This is a genomic window from Streptomyces atratus (assembly GCF_040655115.1).
Lineage (GTDB): Bacteria > Actinomycetota > Actinomycetes > Streptomycetales > Streptomycetaceae > Streptomyces > Streptomyces atratus_D.
On the sequence record NZ_JBFAJH010000040.1, the window covers coordinates 1 to 19,986 of the forward strand.

19 protein-coding genes and 3 pseudogenes are annotated in these 19,986 nt (G+C 68.1%); 14 read left to right on the forward strand and 8 right to left on the reverse strand.

Annotated features, from left to right (window positions below; translation table 11 throughout):
• Positions 1-97 precede the first annotated feature (97 nt).
• Positions 98-1,954 (reverse strand): APC family permease, encoded by a 1,857-nt coding sequence (locus AB0I23_RS30650; RefSeq protein WP_359114244.1) that lies wholly within the window; start codon positions 1,952-1,954, stop codon positions 98-100.
• 1,392 nt (positions 1,955-3,346) lie between these two features.
• Between AB0I23_RS30650 and AB0I23_RS30655 the strand changes: the two genes are divergently transcribed.
• The 3 genes from AB0I23_RS30655 to AB0I23_RS30665 all read left to right on the forward strand — a co-directional run bounded on the left by AB0I23_RS30655 (position 3,347) and on the right by AB0I23_RS30665 (position 5,713).
• Complete coding sequence (locus tag AB0I23_RS30655) at positions 3,347-4,642, forward strand: ricin-type beta-trefoil lectin domain protein (RefSeq protein WP_359114142.1); 1,296 nt, start codon at positions 3,347-3,349, stop codon at positions 4,640-4,642.
• A 591-nt stretch (positions 4,643-5,233) separates the two neighbouring features.
• Positions 5,234-5,383 (forward strand): hypothetical protein, encoded by a 150-nt coding sequence (locus AB0I23_RS30660; RefSeq protein WP_359114143.1) that lies wholly within the window; start codon positions 5,234-5,236, stop codon positions 5,381-5,383.
• A gap of 207 nt (positions 5,384-5,590) precedes the next feature.
• Positions 5,591-5,713 (forward strand): hypothetical protein, encoded by a 123-nt coding sequence (locus AB0I23_RS30665; RefSeq protein ID WP_359114144.1) that lies wholly within the window; start codon positions 5,591-5,593, stop codon positions 5,711-5,713.
• Positions 5,714-5,764: 51 nt separating this feature from the next.
• Here the strand turns inward: AB0I23_RS30665 and AB0I23_RS30670 are convergent, their stop codons facing one another.
• Positions 5,765-5,914, reverse strand: a complete 150-nt coding sequence (locus tag AB0I23_RS30670; protein WP_359114145.1) for a twin-arginine translocase TatA/TatE family subunit — start codon at positions 5,912-5,914, stop codon at positions 5,765-5,767.
• Between the two features lie 166 nt (positions 5,915-6,080).
• On the opposite strand from AB0I23_RS30670, the gene AB0I23_RS30675 reads away from it, so the two are divergent.
• Entirely contained in the window at positions 6,081-7,067 is a 987-nt protein-coding gene (locus AB0I23_RS30675; RefSeq protein WP_359114146.1) for an ion transporter, read from the forward strand.
• A 184-nt stretch (positions 7,068-7,251) separates the two neighbouring features.
• Here the strand turns inward: AB0I23_RS30675 and AB0I23_RS30680 are convergent, their stop codons facing one another.
• The gene (locus AB0I23_RS30680) at positions 7,252-8,367 is read right to left on the reverse strand and encodes a PP2C family protein-serine/threonine phosphatase (RefSeq protein WP_359114147.1); all 1,116 of its coding nucleotides are present in this window, start codon (positions 8,365-8,367) and stop codon (positions 7,252-7,254) included.
• A gap of 448 nt (positions 8,368-8,815) precedes the next feature.
• Here AB0I23_RS30680 and AB0I23_RS30685 point away from each other — a divergent pair, with 448 nt between their 5' ends.
• Positions 8,816-9,547 (forward strand): alpha/beta fold hydrolase, encoded by a 732-nt coding sequence (locus tag AB0I23_RS30685; protein WP_359114148.1) that lies wholly within the window; start codon positions 8,816-8,818, stop codon positions 9,545-9,547.
• Between the two features lie 20 nt (positions 9,548-9,567).
• Positions 9,568-9,877: pseudogene (locus tag AB0I23_RS30690) on the forward strand (lipase); the annotation flags it as partial.
• Between the two features lie 30 nt (positions 9,878-9,907).
• Here AB0I23_RS30690 and AB0I23_RS30695 read toward each other — a convergent pair.
• Positions 9,908-10,654 carry a DUF4118 domain-containing protein gene (locus tag AB0I23_RS30695; protein ID WP_359114149.1) on the reverse strand — a complete coding sequence of 249 codons (747 nt, stop codon included), beginning with the start codon at positions 10,652-10,654 and terminating at the stop codon, positions 9,908-9,910.
• A 416-nt stretch (positions 10,655-11,070) separates the two neighbouring features.
• Between AB0I23_RS30695 and AB0I23_RS30700 the strand changes: the two genes are divergently transcribed.
• Positions 11,071-11,463 carry a TOBE domain-containing protein gene (locus tag AB0I23_RS30700; protein WP_359114150.1) on the forward strand — a complete coding sequence of 131 codons (393 nt, stop codon included), beginning with the start codon at positions 11,071-11,073 and terminating at the stop codon, positions 11,461-11,463.
• 28 nt (positions 11,464-11,491) lie between these two features.
• Here the strand turns inward: AB0I23_RS30700 and AB0I23_RS30705 are convergent.
• Together AB0I23_RS30705 and AB0I23_RS30710 are read right to left on the reverse strand one after the other, a co-directional pair.
• Positions 11,492-11,650, reverse strand: a pseudogene (locus AB0I23_RS30705) (NAD-dependent formate dehydrogenase); the annotation flags it as partial.
• Positions 11,613-12,065, reverse strand: a pseudogene (locus tag AB0I23_RS30710) (molybdopterin-dependent oxidoreductase); the annotation flags it as partial. The pseudogenes AB0I23_RS30710 and AB0I23_RS30705, both read right to left, overlap by 38 nt.
• Positions 12,066-12,204: 139 nt before the next feature.
• Between AB0I23_RS30710 and AB0I23_RS30715 the strand changes: the two are divergent.
• The 5 genes from AB0I23_RS30715 (at position 12,205) to AB0I23_RS30735 (ending at position 16,187) form a co-directional block, all read left to right on the forward strand.
• Positions 12,205-12,495: a hypothetical protein gene (locus tag AB0I23_RS30715; protein ID WP_359114152.1), complete on the forward strand. Its 291-nt coding sequence runs from the start codon at positions 12,205-12,207 to the stop codon at positions 12,493-12,495.
• A gap of 145 nt (positions 12,496-12,640) precedes the next feature.
• A complete protein-coding gene (modA, locus tag AB0I23_RS30720) occupies positions 12,641-13,471 on the forward strand; it encodes a molybdate ABC transporter substrate-binding protein (RefSeq protein WP_359114154.1) in 831 nt (276 codons plus the stop codon).
• Positions 13,472-13,476: 5 nt separating this feature from the next.
• A complete protein-coding gene (gene modB / locus AB0I23_RS30725) occupies positions 13,477-14,346 on the forward strand; it encodes a molybdate ABC transporter permease subunit (protein WP_359114246.1) in 870 nt (289 codons plus the stop codon).
• A gap of 109 nt (positions 14,347-14,455) precedes the next feature.
• On the forward strand, positions 14,456-15,547 hold the full coding sequence (locus AB0I23_RS30730; protein WP_359114156.1) for an ABC transporter ATP-binding protein: 1,092 nt from the start codon (positions 14,456-14,458) through the stop codon (positions 15,545-15,547).
• 220 nt (positions 15,548-15,767) lie between these two features.
• Positions 15,768-16,187: a TOBE domain-containing protein gene (locus AB0I23_RS30735; RefSeq protein ID WP_359114158.1), complete on the forward strand. Its 420-nt coding sequence runs from the start codon at positions 15,768-15,770 to the stop codon at positions 16,185-16,187.
• A 283-nt stretch (positions 16,188-16,470) separates the two neighbouring features.
• Here AB0I23_RS30735 and AB0I23_RS30740 read toward each other — a convergent pair whose 3' ends face one another.
• Positions 16,471-18,042 (reverse strand): N,N-dimethylformamidase beta subunit family domain-containing protein, encoded by a 1,572-nt coding sequence (locus AB0I23_RS30740; protein WP_436847025.1) that lies wholly within the window; start codon positions 18,040-18,042, stop codon positions 16,471-16,473.
• A 172-nt stretch (positions 18,043-18,214) separates the two neighbouring features.
• On the opposite strand from AB0I23_RS30740, the gene AB0I23_RS30745 reads away from it, so the two are divergent.
• Positions 18,215-18,526 carry a hypothetical protein gene (locus tag AB0I23_RS30745; RefSeq protein WP_359114159.1) on the forward strand — a complete coding sequence of 104 codons (312 nt, stop codon included), beginning with the start codon at positions 18,215-18,217 and terminating at the stop codon, positions 18,524-18,526.
• Between the two features lie 254 nt (positions 18,527-18,780).
• The gene (locus tag AB0I23_RS30750; protein WP_359114161.1) at positions 18,781-19,155 is read left to right on the forward strand and encodes a hypothetical protein; all 375 of its coding nucleotides are present in this window, start codon (positions 18,781-18,783) and stop codon (positions 19,153-19,155) included.
• A gap of 176 nt (positions 19,156-19,331) precedes the next feature.
• Here the strand turns inward: AB0I23_RS30750 and AB0I23_RS30755 are convergent, their stop codons facing one another.
• A complete protein-coding gene (locus AB0I23_RS30755; protein WP_359114163.1) occupies positions 19,332-19,694 on the reverse strand; it encodes an ArsR/SmtB family transcription factor in 363 nt (120 codons plus the stop codon).
• Between the last annotated feature and the right edge of the window lie 292 nt (positions 19,695-19,986).

The window sequence follows — 19,986 nt, forward strand, 5'->3', positions numbered from 1 at the left end:
ATACTCCCTGCCCGAACAGCCAGATCATCTCGCCGACCGCCAAGACAACCCCGAAACGATCACTCCGGAAACAAGCCGGTGGATCCGGGCTCAGCGGTCAGTCCGACGGCAGGTGGAACGGGACCGAGGTAATGACGATCTTGGGCAGTGGACGCAGAGCACGACGCAGGCGGATGGCCGTGCGACTGTGCAGGAGTTGATGTCGTCGCCGCGAGGTGATGATCTCTGGGACGATCACCGTAAGGGTGAGTTCTGGATGCTGCCGGTGAAGTGCCTCAAGGTAGCGGACCAGGGGTGCGACGACCGCGCGGTACGGAGAGACAATCACCTCCAGCGGGAGATGGTCGCCCCACAGTGACCAGTAGTCGCGGAAGCGCTGTGCCTCGTCCTCGGCGACGCTGATGTGAAGCGCGAGAACGGGCTGCTGGAGTGAGGCGGCGTACGCAAGTGTGCGCATGCTTGCGAGGTCCAGCGTCGCGATGGCGACGATGCACAGATGACGGACCTCTTCGGGGAGTTCTTCGCTCTCCCGGTTCATCTCGGCGCCGCGAACGCCGTGTTCGTGCTGGACCGGGGACTGCGATGGCGTGACCGGCCCCGCGATGGCGTGTGCGGGCAGCTCGATGGCGTGTGGATGCAGTTGAAGGGCGACACGGGCGGCTTCGTAGTGCCGTCGGATCCGAGTGGTCACCAGGAGGAACAGCCCGACAGCGACGATGGCCACCCAGGCACCTGAGGTGAATTTACTGATGCCCGCAGTCATGAACACAACTGCTGACAGCAGTGCGCCCATGGCATTGAAGAGCAGACTCTTGCGCCAGTGCCGACTTCGCCGCCGCCACCAATGGACGACCATTCCGGTCTGCGACAGGGTGAAAGCAAGAAAGACACCGACAGCGTAGAGCGGGATGAGCGAGGCGGTCCGGCCGTTGAAGGCGACGAAGACGAGGGCGGCGGTGACGGACAGCAGGATGATGCCGTTGCTGTAGGCCAGACGGTCGCCCAGTCTCATGAAGGTGCGTGGTGCGTAGTCGTCGCGCGCCAGAAGGGAGAGCACCCGAGGGAAGTCGTTGTATGCGGTGTTCGCCGCGAGGAGCAGTACCGCGGCCGTGGCAGCCTGAATGAAGACGTACATCCACCCCGAGCCGAAGGTCAGACGCGCAAGCTGGGAGAGGACGGTCTCGCGGGCGCTCGGCATCACCCCGGTGCAGTAGATGAGGACGACGATTCCTGCGAACATCACAATGAGCAGGCCGACCATCCAGGTCAAGGTGGTGCGGGCATTGCGCCACTCGACGGACCTGAACGCCGGTACGGCATTGGAGATCGCCTCGATCCCGGTCATCGCCGTGGCCCCTGACGAGAAGGCACGCATGATCAGGAGCAGACCGACCGTGTCGTTGACAGGTACCGTCAGTGTGAGAGGCGGCTGAAAGCCCTGGCCGGCCGCGTCGACGAGCCCGGCTGCGACGAGCGCGAACATGGCGGCGATGAACGCGTAGGTCGGAGTGGCGAACAAGGCGCCCGCCTGCCGGATGCCTCGCAGGTTTCCCGCGAGGAGCAGCAGGATCACGCCGACACCCATGGGGACGGTTTCGCTGGTGAGCGATGGAATCGCCGAGGTGATGGCCGCCATCCCCGAGGCGATCGACACCGCAACCGTGAGGATGTAGTCGGTCATCAGCCCAGCCGCGGCGACGAGGCCAGGAATCCGCCCCAGGTTGTCGCCGGCGACGATGTACGAGCCGCCGCCGTGCGGATAGGCCCGGATCGTCTGCCGGTACGACAGGCCGACCGCGAGCATCAGAAAGACGATCGCGCCTGCGACGGGGAACGAGTAGGTGAGCCCTGCGGTACCGGCCAGTGCGAGGACTGCCAGCATCGCCTCGGGTCCGTATGCGACCGACGAGAGGGCGTCGGCGGACAACACGGGAAGCGCCACCAGCTTGCGCATTCGTTCATGCACCACGGCAGAGCTCTTCAGCGCTGCTCCCAGCACCAGCCGCCTGGCCCGTGCCCGTGCACCTCCCAGCCACCCTGAGGGCAGGCCTCCCGTGTCGACCTGTTCGCCCGCAGAACGGGACCCGAGCGGAGAGATCGCCACCAGACGCCCGAACCGCGCGGGGCGGATCTCCACCGGAGGCGGAAACCTCCCGAGATCGGGATCCACGGGCAAAGCACGGCGCCAGACTTCAGGGGCGGCCGACACCCGCCCCCACTCACGCCCCACCCGGCGCAGCACACGCAGCTGCTCCTTGCTGGGTCCCGGCACCTGGGCGCCGGGACCCGGCGGTCCGGCCGACCCCACACCTCGACTTCCGCGCGTATCCGCCACAACGATCAGTGTTGTTGACGGCAGGACAGCCCGGCGGGACCGACATGGCTCCCGCGAGGTACGGCAGCCCGAAACACTCCTGCGGCCAATGAGCCCGCGACCCGCAGGTTCATCACCGGGCCAGCGCGGAGAACCGGCGCTCCCGGCACCGCCCGGACCACAGGCAGCAGGAGCTTGTCCGCCTGGACGTGCTCGACAAGCAGAATCGTCGACGATACCCGGTGCGGATCGCTGAATCCGGGGCGAAGCTGGTCTTCGGTCGCGCCTGGTTGTCGTGCTGGCGAATGCAGGAGCCGATGGCGGCGTACCGCTCGTCGTGGCTGCGATGGGTCGGTGCCCTTGAGGGCGAAGCAGCGCAGGGCCGAGTGGCGATTGGCGCCTTCGACTCCCGGATCACATGCCGTGCCAAGGGGGCGTCAAGTGACGCTCTGTCAGCTGGTGCTGATGAGTCTGCCGGGCTCACAGCTTCCTGGACCGCCGCAGGAAGGCCGTGCCCCCCTCCCCCCGAGACAGGGAGTCTCCTCGCGGAGCCGGGAGTGCCGCGGTGATCTCCGGTACCGACCATTCAACCGCGTCAGTCAGTTCGTGGGCTCACCGGGCGGAACGGTGAGAACCCCTTCACTCACCGGATATTCGATCGTCCCGGCGAGTCGGTCGTTTTGTGCACTCCAACTACCGGTACTCCTATGAGTTGTGCGCTTCGGTGAAGCCCCGAGGGGCCTCACCGAAGGTGTCACACTCGCGACCATGATCTGCCGCGGGCACCGCCCAGCATGGACGTGGTGCGGGCCAAAAGGATGAGAAGGACGGAATGGTTGAGTGGAGTGCACGAAGAGCAACAATAAATCCGGCTCGGCGCATCGGCTGATTCTCGCTACGGCGATGGCGATTTACGCAATTCTGGGATCATCGTGCTCTCCGAACGATTCCCCTCTCGCGAACAGGGTCGCGGGTCCCACGTCGCACCAGACGGCGAAGGAGGCACAAGAACCTCACGGATGCCAACGCACCATGATCGGTGTCGCCCATCCCGACGACGACCTCTACTTTATCGACCCGGAGATCAGGAAGACCATCCGTGCCGGATGCGCGGTCACCACCGTCTATCTCACCGCGGGCGATGACGGCAAGAGCCCACAGGCAGCCCGGGACTATGTCGCGAGAAGAGAGAACGGCGTGCGCGCGGCCTACGCGGAGCTGGCCGGGGCCCCAGATCGCTGGACCGAGAACAGCACACGGGTCAACGGTCGCAGCATCAGATCCTTCAGCCTCGGCAGCAGTTCGCAATCAACGGTCAAACTGGTCTTCCTGGGACTGCACGACGGGCTTCCGCACGGGCAGGAAAGCGAGAGCATGCTCAAACTGTTCCTGGCGAACCGCACACAGATTCAGCTGTTCCAAGGCGTGGAAAGCTACACCGAGGACCAGCTCCTGCGAACCCTGTCCGACCTCGCCCGGCAGGAAAGAGCGCAACGTATTCTCACGCTGGACTACGACAACGCTTCCTTCGCCTTCGGTCTCCGCGGCAAGGTCGACCACAGCGACCACGGCATCGGAGCCAGATACTTCAGAAAAGCCGGATACCTCTCCGGTATCCACGTCACATCCTATCTCGGATACACCATGTCGCCACTTGAGCCCAACCTGTCCCCTGAACAAGTGGCCGAAAAGGAAGCGGCCGTCAGACGCTACATCGCGAATACCGATTGCCATTCCAAGAAAAATTGTCCCACGACTGACATCTACAAGGGGCCGCTCCAGCACGACGATTCGGACTGGGTTCACCGTCAGTACCAACAAAATCACCGGAACCCACGCCCCGGAGAAATCATGGGAGACATTGGAAGAACTACGGAGTTCAGCAGCAGGGACCCGGAGCAGTGCCTCGAAGCGGTGAGCACGCAAACGAAGTACGACGCAGTCCGGCTCAACACCTGCGATGGAACCGGCGCGCAGAAGTGGGAAATCAGAGACGACGGAACAATCAGAACACGATTTTATAGAGGATATTGCCTCACTAAAACGGCCGGCAGCGCCGACCTGGCACCATGTGACGCATCACGTCCGGAACAGAAATGGACACACATGCCGTGGGAGAGTACCACCTGGAGGCGCACGGCATGGCGAATCGCGGGAGAGAAAGGCATGTGCCTCTACCAGGACGACCGTTCACTCCCCCCGTACTGGAATTCAAGGATGGCGCAGCACCCACGACTCGGTCTTGTCAGCTGCAACAAACAGGCGGAGCCGGAGCTCTACTGGCGCTGGACAGCGGGAACGGCTCACAATGACCCAAACACCGCATAGGCGACCCAACGCAACGCAATCAGACGTGACGACGTGTGGGGTTGACGCGTGGCGTCTTGTGCCGCTGGCGGCTCGACTCGGTACGGCGATCTGTGGACTGGTCGCCTCTGTCGGTGAGGTCCGGCCTGTTCCGGCTCCCCGGGATCGGACGTTGCGTGTCCGACAAGATCAATAGGGGGATGCGGAGGCGGCGGAAACCGGGTGTTGCGCGGTCAGCCGTGCTCATGGACGAGACCTGCGGACGAGGGGGAGCCGGTGGAACGTGACCGGGCGGGGTGGGGGATGAGTGCGAATCACGAAAGGGGATGTGTTCGAGCCGGAGGAGACGTTCGAGATCCACGACTCCGTCGAGTGGGTGGGCTATACCTGCGACGTCGATAGGCTGTGCCGTGGCCTGGCGAACCCGCACCTGGTCATCACCGCCCGAGACGAGTCGGGCGTGCTCCTCGAGCTCGTGCGAACGGTCTCCGACGACGAGAGCATCTGCTGGGTACAGGACCTGCTGGTGAACTCGACGTTCCACCGGCAGGGCATCCGCCGGGCACTGCTTGAGCACGTGAAGGAACGGTACGCACACTGCCGCTCCTTCACGTGCCGTCCACGGACCATGTGTCGACGCCCGAGGGCGAGAAGAACGCTGCCTTCCACCGAAGCCTTGGGCTTCCCTCCTACGAGGAGAAGCAGACGGCCGCGTTCGGCCTGCGAAGGATCCGGCCGGCCCAGGACGACGCGAACGCGTGACAGGCTACGTGGCTCTGGGCGGGTACTCCCTCCGGGCGCGGCTCGGCGGTCGGAGGCGAAGCCCCCTTCCGATCCGCGACAACGGCACTGTTGTCGGCTCGGCCCACGCCCGCGACGCGCCGTCGGTCCGTGCCCAGGGACGCGCCATGGTCGCCTGCGGGCCGGCCCGCCCCGTACCGGGACTGTCCAAGGACACGACGGGCACCGATGCGATCGCTCTCCTACGCCGACGCCGGGCTGTGCTCACCCATGTCTGCGACGACTCGTCTCACCGGCACGGTGGGCCTGGACGACCTACTGGCCCGCTTCCTGCAGCCGCAGGCGGCCTGACGGCAGAGGTGCAGCCGGCCAGTCCTCGACGAGCGGTGGGCCGACGCATGCTCACCGGTCGCCGTTCTTCGACGCCTTGGCCTCGCTCTTGAAGATGCGGGCCGCCTTGCCCGCCGAACGTGTCAGCTCGGGCAGCTTCTTGACCCCCAGGACCACAACGACGACGAGGAGGATCAGAGCCAGTTCACTCAGGCCGAACATCAGATCTGCTCTCCCAGGGGGACGGATGACGACCGGAACGGCGTACCGGCTGCGCATCGCTCTCTACATTGCTGTAGAAGTTTCTCCTGGAGCATGATCGCTCAACAAGCCCGCCTTCCAGCCTGGTTGGCCGGGAACAGTGTGCTGCACGGAGGAACAGAGCAGGATGACGGACGGCGGCCCCACGGCCCGAGTGACCCCAGCCCGGGTATCCCTGGCGCGGCGGTGCCGCACCCTCACGGAAGCGCGCTGGTTCGCCGCCACCGTGTTCACCCTGATCCTCACCAACGCCGCGCTGCTCGGCATGGAGACGTACAGCGGACTCGTGGGCGACTGGTATCGGTGGCTGCGTCTTGCCGAGCACGCCTGCGTCGCCGCGTTCACGGTGGAGATTGTGCTGCGCCTGGCCGCCCACGCCGACCGCCCGCGCGCCTTCTTCCGCGATCCCTGGAACCTTTTCGACCTCGCCGTCGTCCTCAGTGCGTTCCTGCCCGTCGTGCGCGAGAACACCACCGTGCTACGGCTGTTGCGGCTGGCCCGGGTTCTGCGTACAGCCCGCTTCCTGCCGCAGCTGCGCGTCTTCCTGGTGGCGGTCGCCCGCAGCCTTCCCGGTACACTCAGCTTCCTGGTCGTGGGCGCCCTGCTGCTGTACGTCTACGCGATGGTGGGCTGGGTCTTCTTCGCGCGCCACGACCCCGAACACTTCGGCTCGATCGGCCGCGCCGTCCTCACCCTTTTCCTCCTGATGACCCTGGACGGCATCGGCGACGCCGTCCGCGCCGGCCTGGAGATCTCCCGCTGGAGCATCGTCTATTACGCGTCCTACGTCCTACTCGCCTCCTTCGTACTGGTCAACGTCCTCATCGGCGTGGTCATCACTTCCCTCGACGAGGCACGGGACTTGGAGACGGAAGAGCCACCGACACAGCAGGAACCGGAGGAGGCGAATCTGCTGCGAGAACGCATCGCCGCTGCCCGCCACGCCCTCGACGACCTCGAGGACGAGCTCGCCCGCACGGCTGGGCACTTCGCAACACCGGGCGACGGTTGGGCAGCCGTCGCAGCCCGGCCGCTAGCAGCAAGGACGCCGGTGTCGCGAGTGACGACAGAGACCCACGTGCCGACCGCGGACAGCCCGCCGTCGGCCAGGTAGTGCCGCATGGCCACCACCCACGGCAGATGGACGATGTGGGCGCTGCACAAGTCCGCGGCCGACTCCGCAGACAGCCGGTTGCCATCGGTCACGACCTCGCGGAAGGAAGCCATCCATCAGCCACGTGATCAACCCTGCGGGTCAATACAGCTGGAGCGCGCTGCTGCGGGCATGGCGGGCCGGGTCACAGGTGCACGATGACCAGGGCGGTGTCGTCGGTGACGCCGCCGAGCGGGAGCAGGTCGGCCAGCAGGGCGTCCGCGAGAGTTTCGGGGTCGGCTGCCCGGTGGCGGGCCAGAGAGCGGGCAAGCCGCGCGAGACCGGTGTCGATGTCTTCGCGGCGGCGCTCGATCAGGCCGTCGGTGTACAGCACGAGGACGGACCCCTCGGTGAAGGCCACGGTGGCCTGGGGCCGGGGGGCGGGTTCAGGGCGGGCGCCGAGCGGGGGGTCGGTGGCCTGGTCCAGGAACTCGACGGTGCCGTCCTTGTGCAGGAGAGCCGGCGGAGGGTGGCCGGCGCTGCTGTAGGTGATGGAGTGGGCGTTCCAGTCGATGAACGTGTTGGCCACGGTGGTGTTCTCGGCTCCGTCGACCGAGCGGGCGTACAGCCCGAGGACTTCCAGGGCACGGGCGGGGCCGTCGGTGACGCGGGAGGCGGCGCTGAGCGCGCTGCGCAGTTGCCCCATGACCTGGGCCGCAGGCAGGCCGTGGCCGACGACGTCGCCGACGGCGACCGCGATGCGGTCGCCGGGCAGGTCGACCAGGTCGTACCAGTCACCGCACACATCCAGCGCGTCGATGGCGGGCCGGTAGCGTACGGCCGCCTGGTGGCGCCCGACCGGGCGGAGAGCGGGCAGCATCGCCTCTTGCAGACTCAGCGCGACGACGCGGGCGCGGATGAGTTCGGTGACCTCCTCCACGCGGTGCAACAGCAGCGTCACCCGCCCGTCCGAACCGAAGACCGGAATGTTGATCATGGTCCAGTAGCGCTCGCCCCGCGCCCCGGGCCGGTCGGGCTCCTCCATGTCGTAGCGCTGGAGCTCCATGGAGTCGGGCTCGCCGGTTTCCGTCACCCGGCGTAGGGACGCCTCGATGTTGCGCACCACGGCCGCGCCGGGGTGGTTCGGGCTGTGGGCGAAATCGTCGCGCATGTAGCGGCCGATGACTTGGCCGCGGGTGCGGCCCATCACGCGCAAGAACTCCTCGTTGACGTCCGCGTAGACCAGCTGCGGGGTCAGCAGCGCCACCGCGCCGGGCAGGGCCTGGAACACCGCTGCGTAATCGATCTCCGGTTCCGTCACGCCTGTCCCGCCTCGACGCCGCCGCTGGTGTGTCTTTTCACGATAGGCGCGGCAAGCCGGCTCAGCGGTACTCCTCTTGCCGTGGAGCTGGGCAGGTCACACGGTTGGCCCTCGGCGGCTGCCGGCGGGGGGTCGGGAGAGCCGGGTCGGCAGCCTGGCACGGCATACCGGGTCAGCCAGGAACCTTGGCCGACTTGGGATGCTCACAGTGGCCACCCGACGGGTTCTGTCCGCGCTTCCGTGATGCCTACGACAGTCGCTGGAGCGATCAAGGGCCAGATGTACGGCAGGCCCCATTCGTGCTGCTCGGAGCGCGTCACACTCCTCCAGCCACAGGTGTCATGGACACACGTCACCACCTCGCAGTTGACCTGGCTGAGCACCCTTCAGTACCTCCCGGCCGCCCGTCGCTAGAGTCGGTTCGAGGACGACGTCACCTGGGGGGTTGATGACAGAGGCGGATGCAACGCCCATCGTCTTCGTTCACGGGACGCGCTTCAGCGCGGGGCAGTGGAGCGTGCAGCTCGCGGCGCTCCGGGGAGAATTCCCGGTTGCGGCCATTGACCTGCCAGGTCACGGGGCACGCTCCGCTCAGCCCTGGAGCCTGAGCACTGCCACGGACATCATCGCTTCCGCAGTGGACTCGCTCGGCCGCGGGCCGGCCCTTGTCGTCCGGCACTCGCTCGGCGGTTACGCCTCACTGGAGTTCGCGCGGCGCCGTCCGGAGCAGCTGCGCGGGCTGGTCCTCGCGGGGGCCAGCGCCTCCACCTGCGGCCCGTGGGCAACGCCGTATCGATGGGTCGCCGGGCTGGTCCCCCGCATACCGGCGGACCGGCTGGCCCGGTGGAACGACCGGTTGCTGCGGCGGTTGTATCCGCCGGAAGTGGTGGGGGCGACCATCCGCTCCGGCTACGCCTTCCACACCCTGCCGGCCGCCTGGGGCGACGTACTCGGACGCTTCGACCCGGGTGCGATGCGTCATGTGACGGCTCCTGTACTGATCCTGAACGGCGAGAAGGACACCGTCTTCCGGTCCGGAGAGGCGGACTTCGCCCGCGCACATCCGCACGCTCGCGTCGAACTGATCCCACGGGCAGGACATCTCGCGAACTTCGACGATCCGCAGGCCTTCACCGATGCCGTCCGCCGTTTCGCCCGGCAGATCCCTCGTGTCGGCTGAGCATCCGGCTGCCGTCTCCTCGGGGCCGCAAGGTGTGGCTGCACCACGGCAGTTCGATCAGCCGCGGCTCCGACGCCGCAAGCCCCACCACCACCTGCCCCGCGCACGCCGCCTCCCTCGGCGGCCTGGAACTGATCAACCTGGGCCTGGGCGGCAGCGCCCTGCTCGACCCGTTCACCGCACGCGCCCTGGGCGGCACCCTCCGCCGACCTGATCAGCATCAAGATCGGCATCAACGTGGTCAACGCCGACCTGATGCGCATGCGCGCCTTCACCCCCGCCGTCCCCGGCTTCCTCGACACCATCCGCGCGCCGGCGGAGCGTTCACCGCCCAGCGGGGGGAACCGGCGACTTCCGGCCTCAAGCGCGCACGTGACCGATGGTGTCGAGTGCCGTGCCGACCTGGTTGGCCAAGGTCACCGCGACGAGGCGCGCGGCAAGCGGCGGGGCGGCGCCCGGTGCGGCCTGGAGCATGAACCGGCCGTAGTAGCGCCCGTTGTGGAAGACCCGCAGTTCCATCTCCTCGCCCGGCAGTCCGTTGCGGTCGACGTCCCAGCGCCGGCGACCCCAGGAGATGCTGCCGTCCTCCCTCAGACTGGGCGGGTGCCCGATGAGGGTGCCGTATTCGAAGCGGCAGCCGCTCAGGCCGAGCAGCCCCACCAGTTGCCCACGCACGTGGTCGATCACGGTGTGCGGGCCGGTGGCGGCCTCGACAAGGCGAGCGGTGTGGTGGATCTGTGCCAGGTAGTCCTCGTCAGTGATGGCGATCACTTTCAGTTCCCGGGCGCGGGCCGCAAGCTGGGAGACGACGACGCCGACGACGAGGAGCAGCACGGCGGTGGTGATGTCGGCGGACTTGGTGATCCCGAACTGTTCGTAGGGGCGGGTGAGGAAGAAGTCGAACCACACCGCCGCGGACATCGCGGTGAGCGCGCCTGCGAGGCGATGGCCCAGCGCCGCCACGCCCACCACGGCGACGACGAGCACCAGAGCCGCATTGGTGTTGGACATGCTGGTCCGGAAGGGCACCAGCACCGCGCACACGACCGGCGGCAGTGCCACGGCCGCCACAAGCGCAACCCGGTCCCGGGAGAGGTACTGAAGCATGGGGGTTCACCTCCACCTCAGTTGTAGTCACAGGTGGCCGCTCCCGCGTTTCATTCCGTCCCGCTTTGACGCAACCTTGATTACCCGACTTCTGGCCGTGTCGGCGGGCGCGTTGAGCGAGGCGCGTACGGTCCGGCTGTCCGGAAGGACCGCGCTGGGGTCCTCCTTCCGGCCCCCTCTCGCGCGGACCTGCCGGCGCCACTTCGTGGATGGGGTGGTGTGGTCGGTAGCGGCGTACGGCGCTCTGGGAGAGGATCTTCTCCCAGAGCCCTCGCAGGACCGCGCGGGACCAATCCTGCCCTCGCGTACCTCGGTGCGGGCTGGAGGCCGCAGCCCGCTCGACGGTTGCGACGCATGCCATGCCAGTAGACATAAAAGCTTGCAAATGCAAGGAAAATGAGTCTAACTTGGCGCGTATGCAATCCTACACAATCGGACAGGCGGCACGTCTTCTCGGCGTCAGCCCGGACACCGCGCGCCGATGGGCGGATGCCGGTCGAGTGTCCACACATCGTGACGCGGGTGGGCGGCGGCTCATCGAAGGGCGGGATCTGGCCGCCTTCTCGGTCGAGATCGCCAAGACCGGTGGTGAGGGAGATGTCTCCTACACCTCCGTCCGTAACGCCTTCCCGGGCATTGTCACCGCCGTCAAGCTCGGCGATGTCGCGGCCCAGGTGGAGATCCAGGCCGGGCCGCACCGGCTGGTCTCGTTGCTGACCCGGGAGGCAGTGGAAGAGCTGGGCCTGGAAGTCGGCGTGGAGGCCACAGCCCGCGTGAAGTCGACCAGCGTGCACATCGACCGCGCCTGAGCGGACACGTACGGGCGACGGCCGCAGGTCACACCTTCACCGAGTAGGAGTGCGCCCCCGCACCGGCCAGCACCCCGCCGTCGACGATCAGGAACTCGTCGCGGATCGGAGTGCCGTCCAGCCAGGATTCCAGGATCTCGCGGGCGCCCGCCGCGTACCGGGCTTGCGCGGAAAGCGAGGCTGATGTGCCGGGCGCCGCAGCGGTCCTGCGGCAGGACGATCTGGGGGCCTGCTCTGTCGAGCGGGGTGTCGTCGATGGTGGCCGCAAGCAAGACGGACGCACGGCCGAAGTCGGGGTCGATCTCGGCCCCGGACAGAACGGCGTGCTGACCGTCGGCGCCCGTCACGGCGATCAGGAAACGCAGGCGGTCCGTGCGCCGGGTGGGGTCGAAGGCGGGGCCGGCGTCGGCCAGGACGTCGTGGAGCGGCGGACCTGCGAAGCGATGGCGCTGGGTGCCGCTGGTGGCACATTCAAAGCTCACCCGTACTCGGTGTTGGGGCCAGGCGAGCAGATCGGGCACCGTCAGCCGGGCCGGGCGGGCGAGCTCGCCGGTCAGGGCGACCTCTGCCACCGGATCGGCGGCGGTCGGGAAATGACTCACGGGCGATCACCTCCCGGATGTCGATACCCGGGCAGGAGTCCCGTATCAACGCACATGCCCACCACTATCTATTCGTGGTCCAGCTCATGCGACGCCACAGGGAACTTCCACCTCGCATCTGCGGCAGTATGATCTGCACATGCACACCCACCGGATCGGGAAAGCGGCCGCCTTGATGAGTGTCAGCGCCGGCACACTGCGGCGCTGGGCCGACTGCGGGAAACCGCACGCCGAGCGTGACGAACTGGACCGCCGGATGATCCCCGGGCCGGAACTGGCCTCCTTCGTCCGGGAGTTGCACCGCACCGAGCAGACGAACAGCGGATCCTCGGCGCGCAACCGCCGCTCCGGCATCGTCACCGAGGGCCCCTCGGAGAGGTCTCGGCGCAGAGGGAGATCCGGGCCAGGCCGTACCGGGTGGTGTCCATGATCAGTCAGGAGTCGGCTGAGGGGCTGAAGCCGGAACCCGGTGCTCCAGCGGTTGCCCTGATCAAGTCGACCAACGTGGTTGTCGTGAGACCCCGGAGGAGTCCGACGGACTCCTCCGGAAGAAACCAGAGGGAGTAGAACCCGTGATGACCCGTTCCGCACGCCGGACCCGCTGGACCCTGCAGGCGGCCGGCGCAGGCGCCGCTGCGCTGCTGGCACTGAGCGCCTGCTCCTCGTCCGACAGCTCCTCGCCCACGTCGGACTCCTCCGCCTCCGCGTCCACGGACTCGTCGGAGAAGCTCTCCGGCACGGTGACCGTCTTCGCCGCCGCCTCGCTCAAGGAGAGCTTCACGACCCTGGGCAAGGAGTTCGAGACGGCCCACCCGGGCACGAAGGTCACCTTCAACTTCGGCGGCAGTGACACTCTCGCCGCCAGCATCACCGGTGGTGCCCCGGCCGACGTCTTCGCCGCCGCCAGCCCCAAGACGATGGCGATCGTCACCGACAAGAACGCTGCGGCCGGAACGCCGTCCACCTTCGTGCGCAACCAGCTGGAGATCGCGACCCTGCCGGGCAACCCCGACAAGGTCTCCTCCCTCAAGGACCTCACCGAGTCCGGCCTGAAGGTCGTGCTGTGCGACAAGACGGTACCGTGCGGGGCAGCCGCGCAGAGGGCGCTGGACGCAAGCAGGCTCAAGCTCACCCCGGTCTCGTACGAACAGGACGTCAAGAGCGCCCTGACCAAGGTGGAGCTGAAGGAGGCCGACGCCGCCGTGGTCTACAAGACCGACGTGAAGGCGGCGGGCGACAAGGTGGAGGGCGTGGAGTTCCCCGAGTCCGCCGAGGCCATCAACGACTACCCGATCACGTTGCTCAAGGACGCGCCCAACGCCGACACGGCGAAGGCGTTCATCGCCCTGGTGCAGTCCGCCGAGGGTCAGAAGGTCCTGACGGCGGCCGGGTTCCTCAAGCCGTGATCGAGCTGGGCAGGTCCGGCGCCGAGGACGAGATCCTCGTGGGTGGCGATGCCCGCGGGGGCGGGCCGCGGCGCCGGCGCGTCCGGGCGGACACCCGGGGCAGGGTGCCTCTGCCTCTTCTGCTGCCCGCCCTCGTCGGCCTGGCGTTTCTGTTGCTGCCGCTGATCGCCCTTCTCGTACGGGCTCCCTGGCGCAGCCTGCCGGACCAATTGACCAGCACCGAGGTATGGCAAGCCCTTCAGCTGTCCCTGGTGTGCGCGACCGCGGCAACCGCGGTGAGCCTGGTGCTGGGCGTTCCACTGGCCTGGCTTCTCGCGCGCACCGACTTCCCGGGGCGGGGTTTCGTACGGGCCCTGGTGACGCTGCCGCTCGTCCTGCCCCCGGTGGTGGGCGGTGTGGCACTGCTGCTGGCGCTGGGACGCAACGGAGTCGTGGGGCAGTGGCTGGATTCGGCCTTCGGGATCACGCTGCCGTTCACGACTGCGGGCGTGGTGGTCGCGGAGGCGTTTGTCGCAATGCCGTTCCTCGTCATCAGTGTGGAGGGCACACTGCGCGCGGCCGATCCCCGGTACGAGGAGGCCGCCACCACGCTGGGCGCCTCCCGCTTCACCGCCTTCCGCCGGGTCACCCTGCCGCTGATCGCGCCCGGCATCGCAGCGGGTTCCGTGCTGGCGTGGGCCCGCGCGCTCGGCGAGTTCGGCGCGACGATCACCTTCGCGGGCAACTTTCCCGGCCGTACGCAGACCATGCCGCTGGCCGTCTACCTCGCCCTGCAGAACGACCCGGCCGCCGCCATCGCGCTGAGCCTGGTCCTGCTCACCGTGTCCATCGCGGTCCTGGCCGCGCTGCGGGACCGTTGGATGACGGCTTCATGACCAGAACCCCCTGTGAGGCACTCGCAGTCCACCCCGGATCGCCGAGGTGCCGGACCACAGACGCGTCCGTTCCCGTTCCCCCACCGCGCGACCGCTGGACGAACCCCTCATGACAGACATCGACGACGCCACCGGCGCCCTCCCCGCCACGGACCCACCCGCCGCGGGCCTGGACACCCGTCTGGTCGTCCATCACGGCCTCTTCCATCTCGACGTGGCGCTGGCGGCCGCGCCCGGCGAAGTCGTGGCGCTCCTCGGGCCCAACGGCGCGGGCAAGACCACCGCCCTGCGCGCGTTGGCAGGTCTCACCCCGCTCACCGGCGGTCATCTGCACCTGGACGGCGTCGCGCTGGACCGTACGCCGCCCGAGTCCCGTCCGGTCGGCGTCGTCTTCCAGGACTACCTGCTCTTTCCACACCTCTCCGCCCTCGACAACATCGCGTTCGGCCCCCGCTGCCAGGGCGCGGCCACGGCCGAGGCACGCGCACAGGCCGCCGAGTGGCTGGACCGCATGGGCCTTGCCGACCACGCCGGCGCCAAACCCCGCCGGCTCTCCGGCGGGCAGGCCCAGCGCGTCGCGCTCGCCCGCGCCCTGGCCACCCACCCCCGGCTGCTGCTGCTCGACGAGCCGCTGGCAGCACTCGACGCCCGCACCCGCCTCGACGTACGCGCCCAACTCCGCCGCCACCTCGCCGACTTCGAGGCCGTCGCCGTACTGGTCACCCACGACCCGCTGGACGCCATGGTGCTGGCCGACCGGCTGGTCGTCATCGAGCACGGCCGGGTCGTCCAGGAAGGCGCCCCCGCCGACATCGCCCGCCATCCGCGTACCGACTACATCGCCCAACTCGTCGGCCTCAACCTCTACAAGGGGCAGGCCGAGGGCCACACCGTACGACTCGACTCCGGCCCGGCGATCACCACCACCGAAGACCTCATCGGCCCCGTCTTCGTCGCGTTCCCGCCCGGTGCGGTGACCCTCCACCGCGACCGGCCGACCGGTTCCAGCGCCCGCAACCTGTGGCCCTGCGAGGTCACCAGACTCGAAACGCACGGCGACCGGATCCGCGCGGACCTGACCGGCGAACTCCCTCTCACCGCCGACCTGACCACCGTCGCCGCCGCCGAACTCGACCTCCATCCCGGCGCCCCCGTCTGGGCGACGGTCAAGGCCGCGCAGGCGCACGCGTACCCGGCCTGACGCAGCGCCTGCCTCCCGCCGGGGCCGGAAGCCCCGAACGCCGAGGACTCGAGGCCCGGAACTCCGCGACTTCCGGGCAGTCCCGATCTACCAGGCAGCCCCGCCCCTTCTCCTGGCGGATGCGATGAGCCGCGAAACAGCCACACCCGACCCGACTACGGTAGGGGTCACCGTAGGGGCAAATTCTGACAATCCACACCTTTCTGCGAGGCGTTCCCTCATGAGCCTGAGCATCCGCAACCAGTTTCCCGGCACCGTCACCGCCATCACTCCGGGCGAAGTCATGGCAACCGTCAAGGTCCGTCTCGACGGCGGTCAGGACATCACTGCGGCCATCACGCTGGAGGCCGTCGAGGAACTCGACCTCGCCGAGGGCTCTGCCGTACGCGCCCTGGTCAAGTCCACCGAGGTCTCACTCGCCACCGGCGCGGTCGAGGGGCTGTCCATCCGCAACCAGCTCCCCGGCACGGTCGGCGACGTCGCCACCGGCGGCGCCATGGCCTCCGTCAAGGTCACCGTTCCGGGCGGCGAACTCACCGCCGCGATCACCAAGGACGCCGTCAACGACCTGGACCTGACCCCCGGCTCCTCCGTCGTCGCTCTGATCAAGTCGACCGAGATCTCTCTCGCCGCCGTGTGAGTCATCGATACGCGGTCGATACATCGGTACACCGTTCGGCCCCGCACCAATTCTGTTCTGCACCTGCTCCACTACGTGGGTCGTCTTCGAACGGATCTTGTCGGAAATGGCGGTCTTTACGTTTCTGATGGTGATGCGCCTTGCCGCCCGGCTCCATCCAGCAGCACAGGATTGCCTCCGCGGCACCGCCGCCGTCTCGATGTGCACCAGGATCCGGGTCCGTTCCGGGCCGACACCGTGTATCCCAGGGCAAGCGGGAGGCCGTCCGGGACGGCGGAGGCGTTCAGTGTGTCGGCGACGCGTAGAGGGTGCTCACATTGTCCTGGGGCCTCGGTCTTTTCCGGCCGCACGGACCCTCCGCGAAAGCGCGGATCAGGTTCTCCGTGGTGCGGGTGACGAACCGCCCGGTGCGTGCGTCCATTCCATGGTTGCGGCCGTTCTCCTGGGTTCCGGCCATGAGGGCCTCGACCCACCGCATCGTCCCGGAAGCGAAGACACCCGATCCGCTCGGCACCGTGTAGTACGCGGAGTCGGCGTGGCTTGGCTCGCCCTTGTACACAAGCGGGGAGTGCGCAACGACCTCAAGCGGCGCCGGGGTGGGCATCCCCGGGGTGACCCGGTCGTACTCCACCCCGACCAGATGGTCGAAGGAGGCGCCTCGCCTGACCCCGGTCCCTTCGAAGAGCCAGTGACCGTCGGCATGGACCACATACGGAGCGTCGACCGGATAGCCCTCGTAAAGGACGCCGGTCAGGGAGGATTCGGGGTCGGCTCCGGGTGGCTGCCGGAAGTCATGGGTCGGCATGGCCGGATGGTCGGTGACGTACGGATCTGCCCGGTAGTCGGATTTGTAACAGACCACGGTGCGTGCGTCGCCGGTGGGTCCCCGCTCCAGCCTGATCCGGCGGAAGCAGGCATTGGCGCCCAGGAAGGCCACATTGGTACCGGAGTCACGAGCCCGGGTCACGTGGTCCCGTTGCTGGGGGCTCCAGTATTCGTCGTGCCCCAGGGAGAGCGCCGCGCTGGCGCCGTGAAGCACGCCGGGTTCGCGGTGGACATCCACCCCCGTGGTGTAGGCGAGCGGAATTCCCAGCCGCTCCGCGAGAACCACCACCGCCCTCTCGTAGACCATGAACTTCTCGGCACCGCTGCGGTCATAGGGCCGGTCGAAGCTGACAGCGAGCGACCGTGTCGCGTACGCACCGTCCTCGCCCTGATAGAGGCTGTACCCGCCCCATGTGTTGTACGCCTGCCAGGTCGACACCGCGTGCATCAGCAATGTCCTGCCCACGGCGGACGCCGAACGGACGATCAGCGGCACATAGCGCTGGTGCCCGTCGTCCGCTTCCAGCAGGAGCAGGTACGCCCCCTCCGGCCAGCCGTCGGTGCGTACGCCGAGCGTGCGGCGCCAGTCGGCCCGCACGGTACGAGTGGCCACCAGCAGTCGGGGCCGAGCCTGGACCGAGCCGGCGAGACGGCGCGAGCGCCACACGAGGCGCGCCTGCTGCCCGCCGTACCAGCCGACCCGGTAGGCCGACACTCGGAAGCCGGAAGCGGTCGTGGAGACGTACAGACCGAACTCCTCGCCCGGCAGCACGCTGACTCTGTCGGTGTACCCCTGGACAGCCTCGGGCGTTCCCTCCGAACGAATACGCCAGTCGGGGTCTCCCGCGCGGGACCGCTCACCGTCGGCGGTGAGGCGGGCGGAACCGGACGGGGCGGTCTCGGTGCGGGGCCCCCTGGCCACGGAGGAGCGGCAGCCGGCCGCCATCGCACCAGCCATGGCAAGGGTGAGGAAGTGTCTGCGCTCCAGACGACCGAGCGCCCCGGTCACCTGCCTCTCGGCCCGCTCCATGTCCTCCGCCAAGTGTTCCCGCCGCGACACCGTCACACCTCACCGTCACCCGTCACGCGCTCGCGGGCGAGCCGAGTCGGGCACACGGGTGTTGCTGTGGGGCTTTCGTCCCGCCGCGTGGGATCGGTCCGAGAGGCACTGACACCCGACACGGCAGGCCGCGGAGGACAGCGTGGACCGCGACACGCAGGGCGGCCTGAGGGTAGTCCACCCCCTCCGCCTACGGGGCGGCCGGGCGCCGAGTCTGAGCCTGTCCTTCGACGACGGGAAGACCTGGCAGACGGCTCCGCCGAAGCCGGTGCGTGGCGGGGGGTGGACGACGGACCTCAGGATCCCGCACGGCGTCGACCACGTGTCGCTCACGGCCACGGCCTGGGACGATGCGGGCAACCGGGTCGACCAGGAGATCGTCCGGGCCTTCGACGTGAAGGAGACCGGGAGACCGCTTCGCCGCGACACGGCCGGCGAGCTCGCCCCGCGGTGAAGCGGACCGGCGGCCTCGGGGCCGCGGGACCTTCCGGCCGCCCCACCGCCTCACTCGCCGGTGCCTTCCTCGCCCCTGCGGCGGAGAGGGCACCGGCACCACCCGTTCGAGGACGCCTTCCATGAGAGAGCCAGGCACCGTTCATGCCCTCGATAAGAAGACGAGCGCGAAGGGGCCTGACCGTCATTCACTCGCATGCACGAACGGCCCGTGTGACGGGACGTCCACCGGGGCACATGCTCAATCCGAACAGCATGGCACAGCAGAAAGGCATAACCGTGACCACCATGTGGCGGAGCCCCGTAGCAATGGATGACCTCGCGGACGCGGACCTCACCGAATTCACCGTGGTGGCCGTCGACGACACCATCGGCACAGTGGACCGTCGTTCACTCGTCCCGGAATTCGACCACCTGGTCGTGGACGCGGGCGTCTGGAAATTCGGCCGAAGTCTCGCCGTTCCGGTGGGAATGATTTCCTCGGTCGATGCCGAGCGTCAGGTGATCACCCTCAGCTGCACCAAGGAACAGGTGAAGGAGGCGCCGCAGTTCGCACGCGACCAGGACACCGGCGATCCGTCGTATCTGCGGCAACTCGGCGCCTACTACGCGTCGCTGAGCGACTCATGACCGTACCCGGCCCACGCAGTGCACGTCCCGATGAGGCCCCCGTCATGGCGGATCGCGATGGTGACGAGTTCCGAGGTCACCTGTGTCGCGTCGGCCATGCGGTCGCCCGCCGCCCGGGGCCTCGTTCGAGTACCGGTGGCCCAGGTCACACAGCTGTCAGGTACGGGGGCTGTCGGCTACAACGGTTTGCGACGCCGTGGCACACCGCCAGGCTCTGCGGCGCGAAGGTCGGCGAGGAGTTCGGCCTGCCCGGCAAGTACCCCTGACAGAATCGTCCGCGCGACTCCCAGCAGTTCCACCACGTGAGGATTGGCCAGTGCGTAGTACACGGCCGAGCCCTCCCGGCGGGTGGTGACGAGTTTGGCGCGGCGCAGCACGGCCAGTTGCTGAGAGAGATGGGCCGCCTCGACGCCCACTTCCGGCAGCATCTCGGAGACCGCGTGCTCACGCTCGCTGAGCAGTTCCAGGACACGAATCCGGACCGGATGGCCCAGCGTCTTGAAGAACTCGGCCTTCAGCTGGTACAGCGGCGCGCTCACCGGCTTGACCCCTTTCGTCGCCTGGCAGCCATGCGACCACAGGGTCTCCGCCGTTCGTGTCCGGTAGAGCGCGTGCACCCAAAGAACTTCACCATGGGGTCATCCTCGCGCGTTCACACCTACGTGATGACCTTACTCATTGCCGAGATCGGCAATGAGTAAGATCGATAGAGCGGGGTTTGGTGCAGGCGGGGATCTGTGCGGCCGTACCGGGCGCCCCACGAGGCCCCTTCGCACGCCGGTGGACCGATCGTTTTGGACGTGAGCGCCTCGCGGGGCCGGAGTCCCGAGG

What these genes read in the sequence shown, in the direction of transcription:
- AB0I23_RS30665 (WP_359114144.1), top strand. Translation starts at nt 5,591, where the DNA reads ATGCGATCGCTCTCCTACGCCGACGCCGGGCTGTGCTCACCCATGTCT.
- AB0I23_RS30650 (WP_359114244.1), bottom strand. Translation starts at nt 1,954, where the DNA reads ATGCGCAAGCTGGTGGCGCTTCCCGTGTTGTCCGCCGACGCCCTCTCG.
- AB0I23_RS30735 (WP_359114158.1), top strand. Translation starts at nt 15,768, where the DNA reads ATGAGCCTGAGCATCCGCAACCAGTTTCCCGGCACCGTCACCGCCATC.
- AB0I23_RS30670 (WP_359114145.1), bottom strand. Translation starts at nt 5,914, where the DNA reads ATGTTCGGCCTGAGTGAACTGGCTCTGATCCTCCTCGTCGTCGTTGTG.
- AB0I23_RS30740 (WP_436847025.1), bottom strand. Translation starts at nt 18,042, where the DNA reads ATGGAGCGGGCCGAGAGGCAGGTGACCGGGGCGCTCGGTCGTCTGGAG.
- AB0I23_RS30700 (WP_359114150.1), top strand. Translation starts at nt 11,071, where the DNA reads ATGCAATCCTACACAATCGGACAGGCGGCACGTCTTCTCGGCGTCAGC.
- AB0I23_RS30675 (WP_359114146.1), top strand. Translation starts at nt 6,081, where the DNA reads ATGACGGACGGCGGCCCCACGGCCCGAGTGACCCCAGCCCGGGTATCC.
- AB0I23_RS30730 (WP_359114156.1), top strand. Translation starts at nt 14,456, where the DNA reads ATGACAGACATCGACGACGCCACCGGCGCCCTCCCCGCCACGGACCCA.
- AB0I23_RS30695 (WP_359114149.1), bottom strand. Translation starts at nt 10,654, where the DNA reads ATGCTTCAGTACCTCTCCCGGGACCGGGTTGCGCTTGTGGCGGCCGTG.
- AB0I23_RS30750 (WP_359114161.1), top strand. Translation starts at nt 18,781, where the DNA reads ATGGCACAGCAGAAAGGCATAACCGTGACCACCATGTGGCGGAGCCCC.
- AB0I23_RS30715 (WP_359114152.1), top strand. Translation starts at nt 12,205, where the DNA reads ATGCACACCCACCGGATCGGGAAAGCGGCCGCCTTGATGAGTGTCAGC.
- modA (WP_359114154.1), top strand. Translation starts at nt 12,641, where the DNA reads ATGACCCGTTCCGCACGCCGGACCCGCTGGACCCTGCAGGCGGCCGGC.
- AB0I23_RS30685 (WP_359114148.1), top strand. Translation starts at nt 8,816, where the DNA reads ATGACAGAGGCGGATGCAACGCCCATCGTCTTCGTTCACGGGACGCGC.
- AB0I23_RS30655 (WP_359114142.1), top strand. Translation starts at nt 3,347, where the DNA reads ATGATCGGTGTCGCCCATCCCGACGACGACCTCTACTTTATCGACCCG.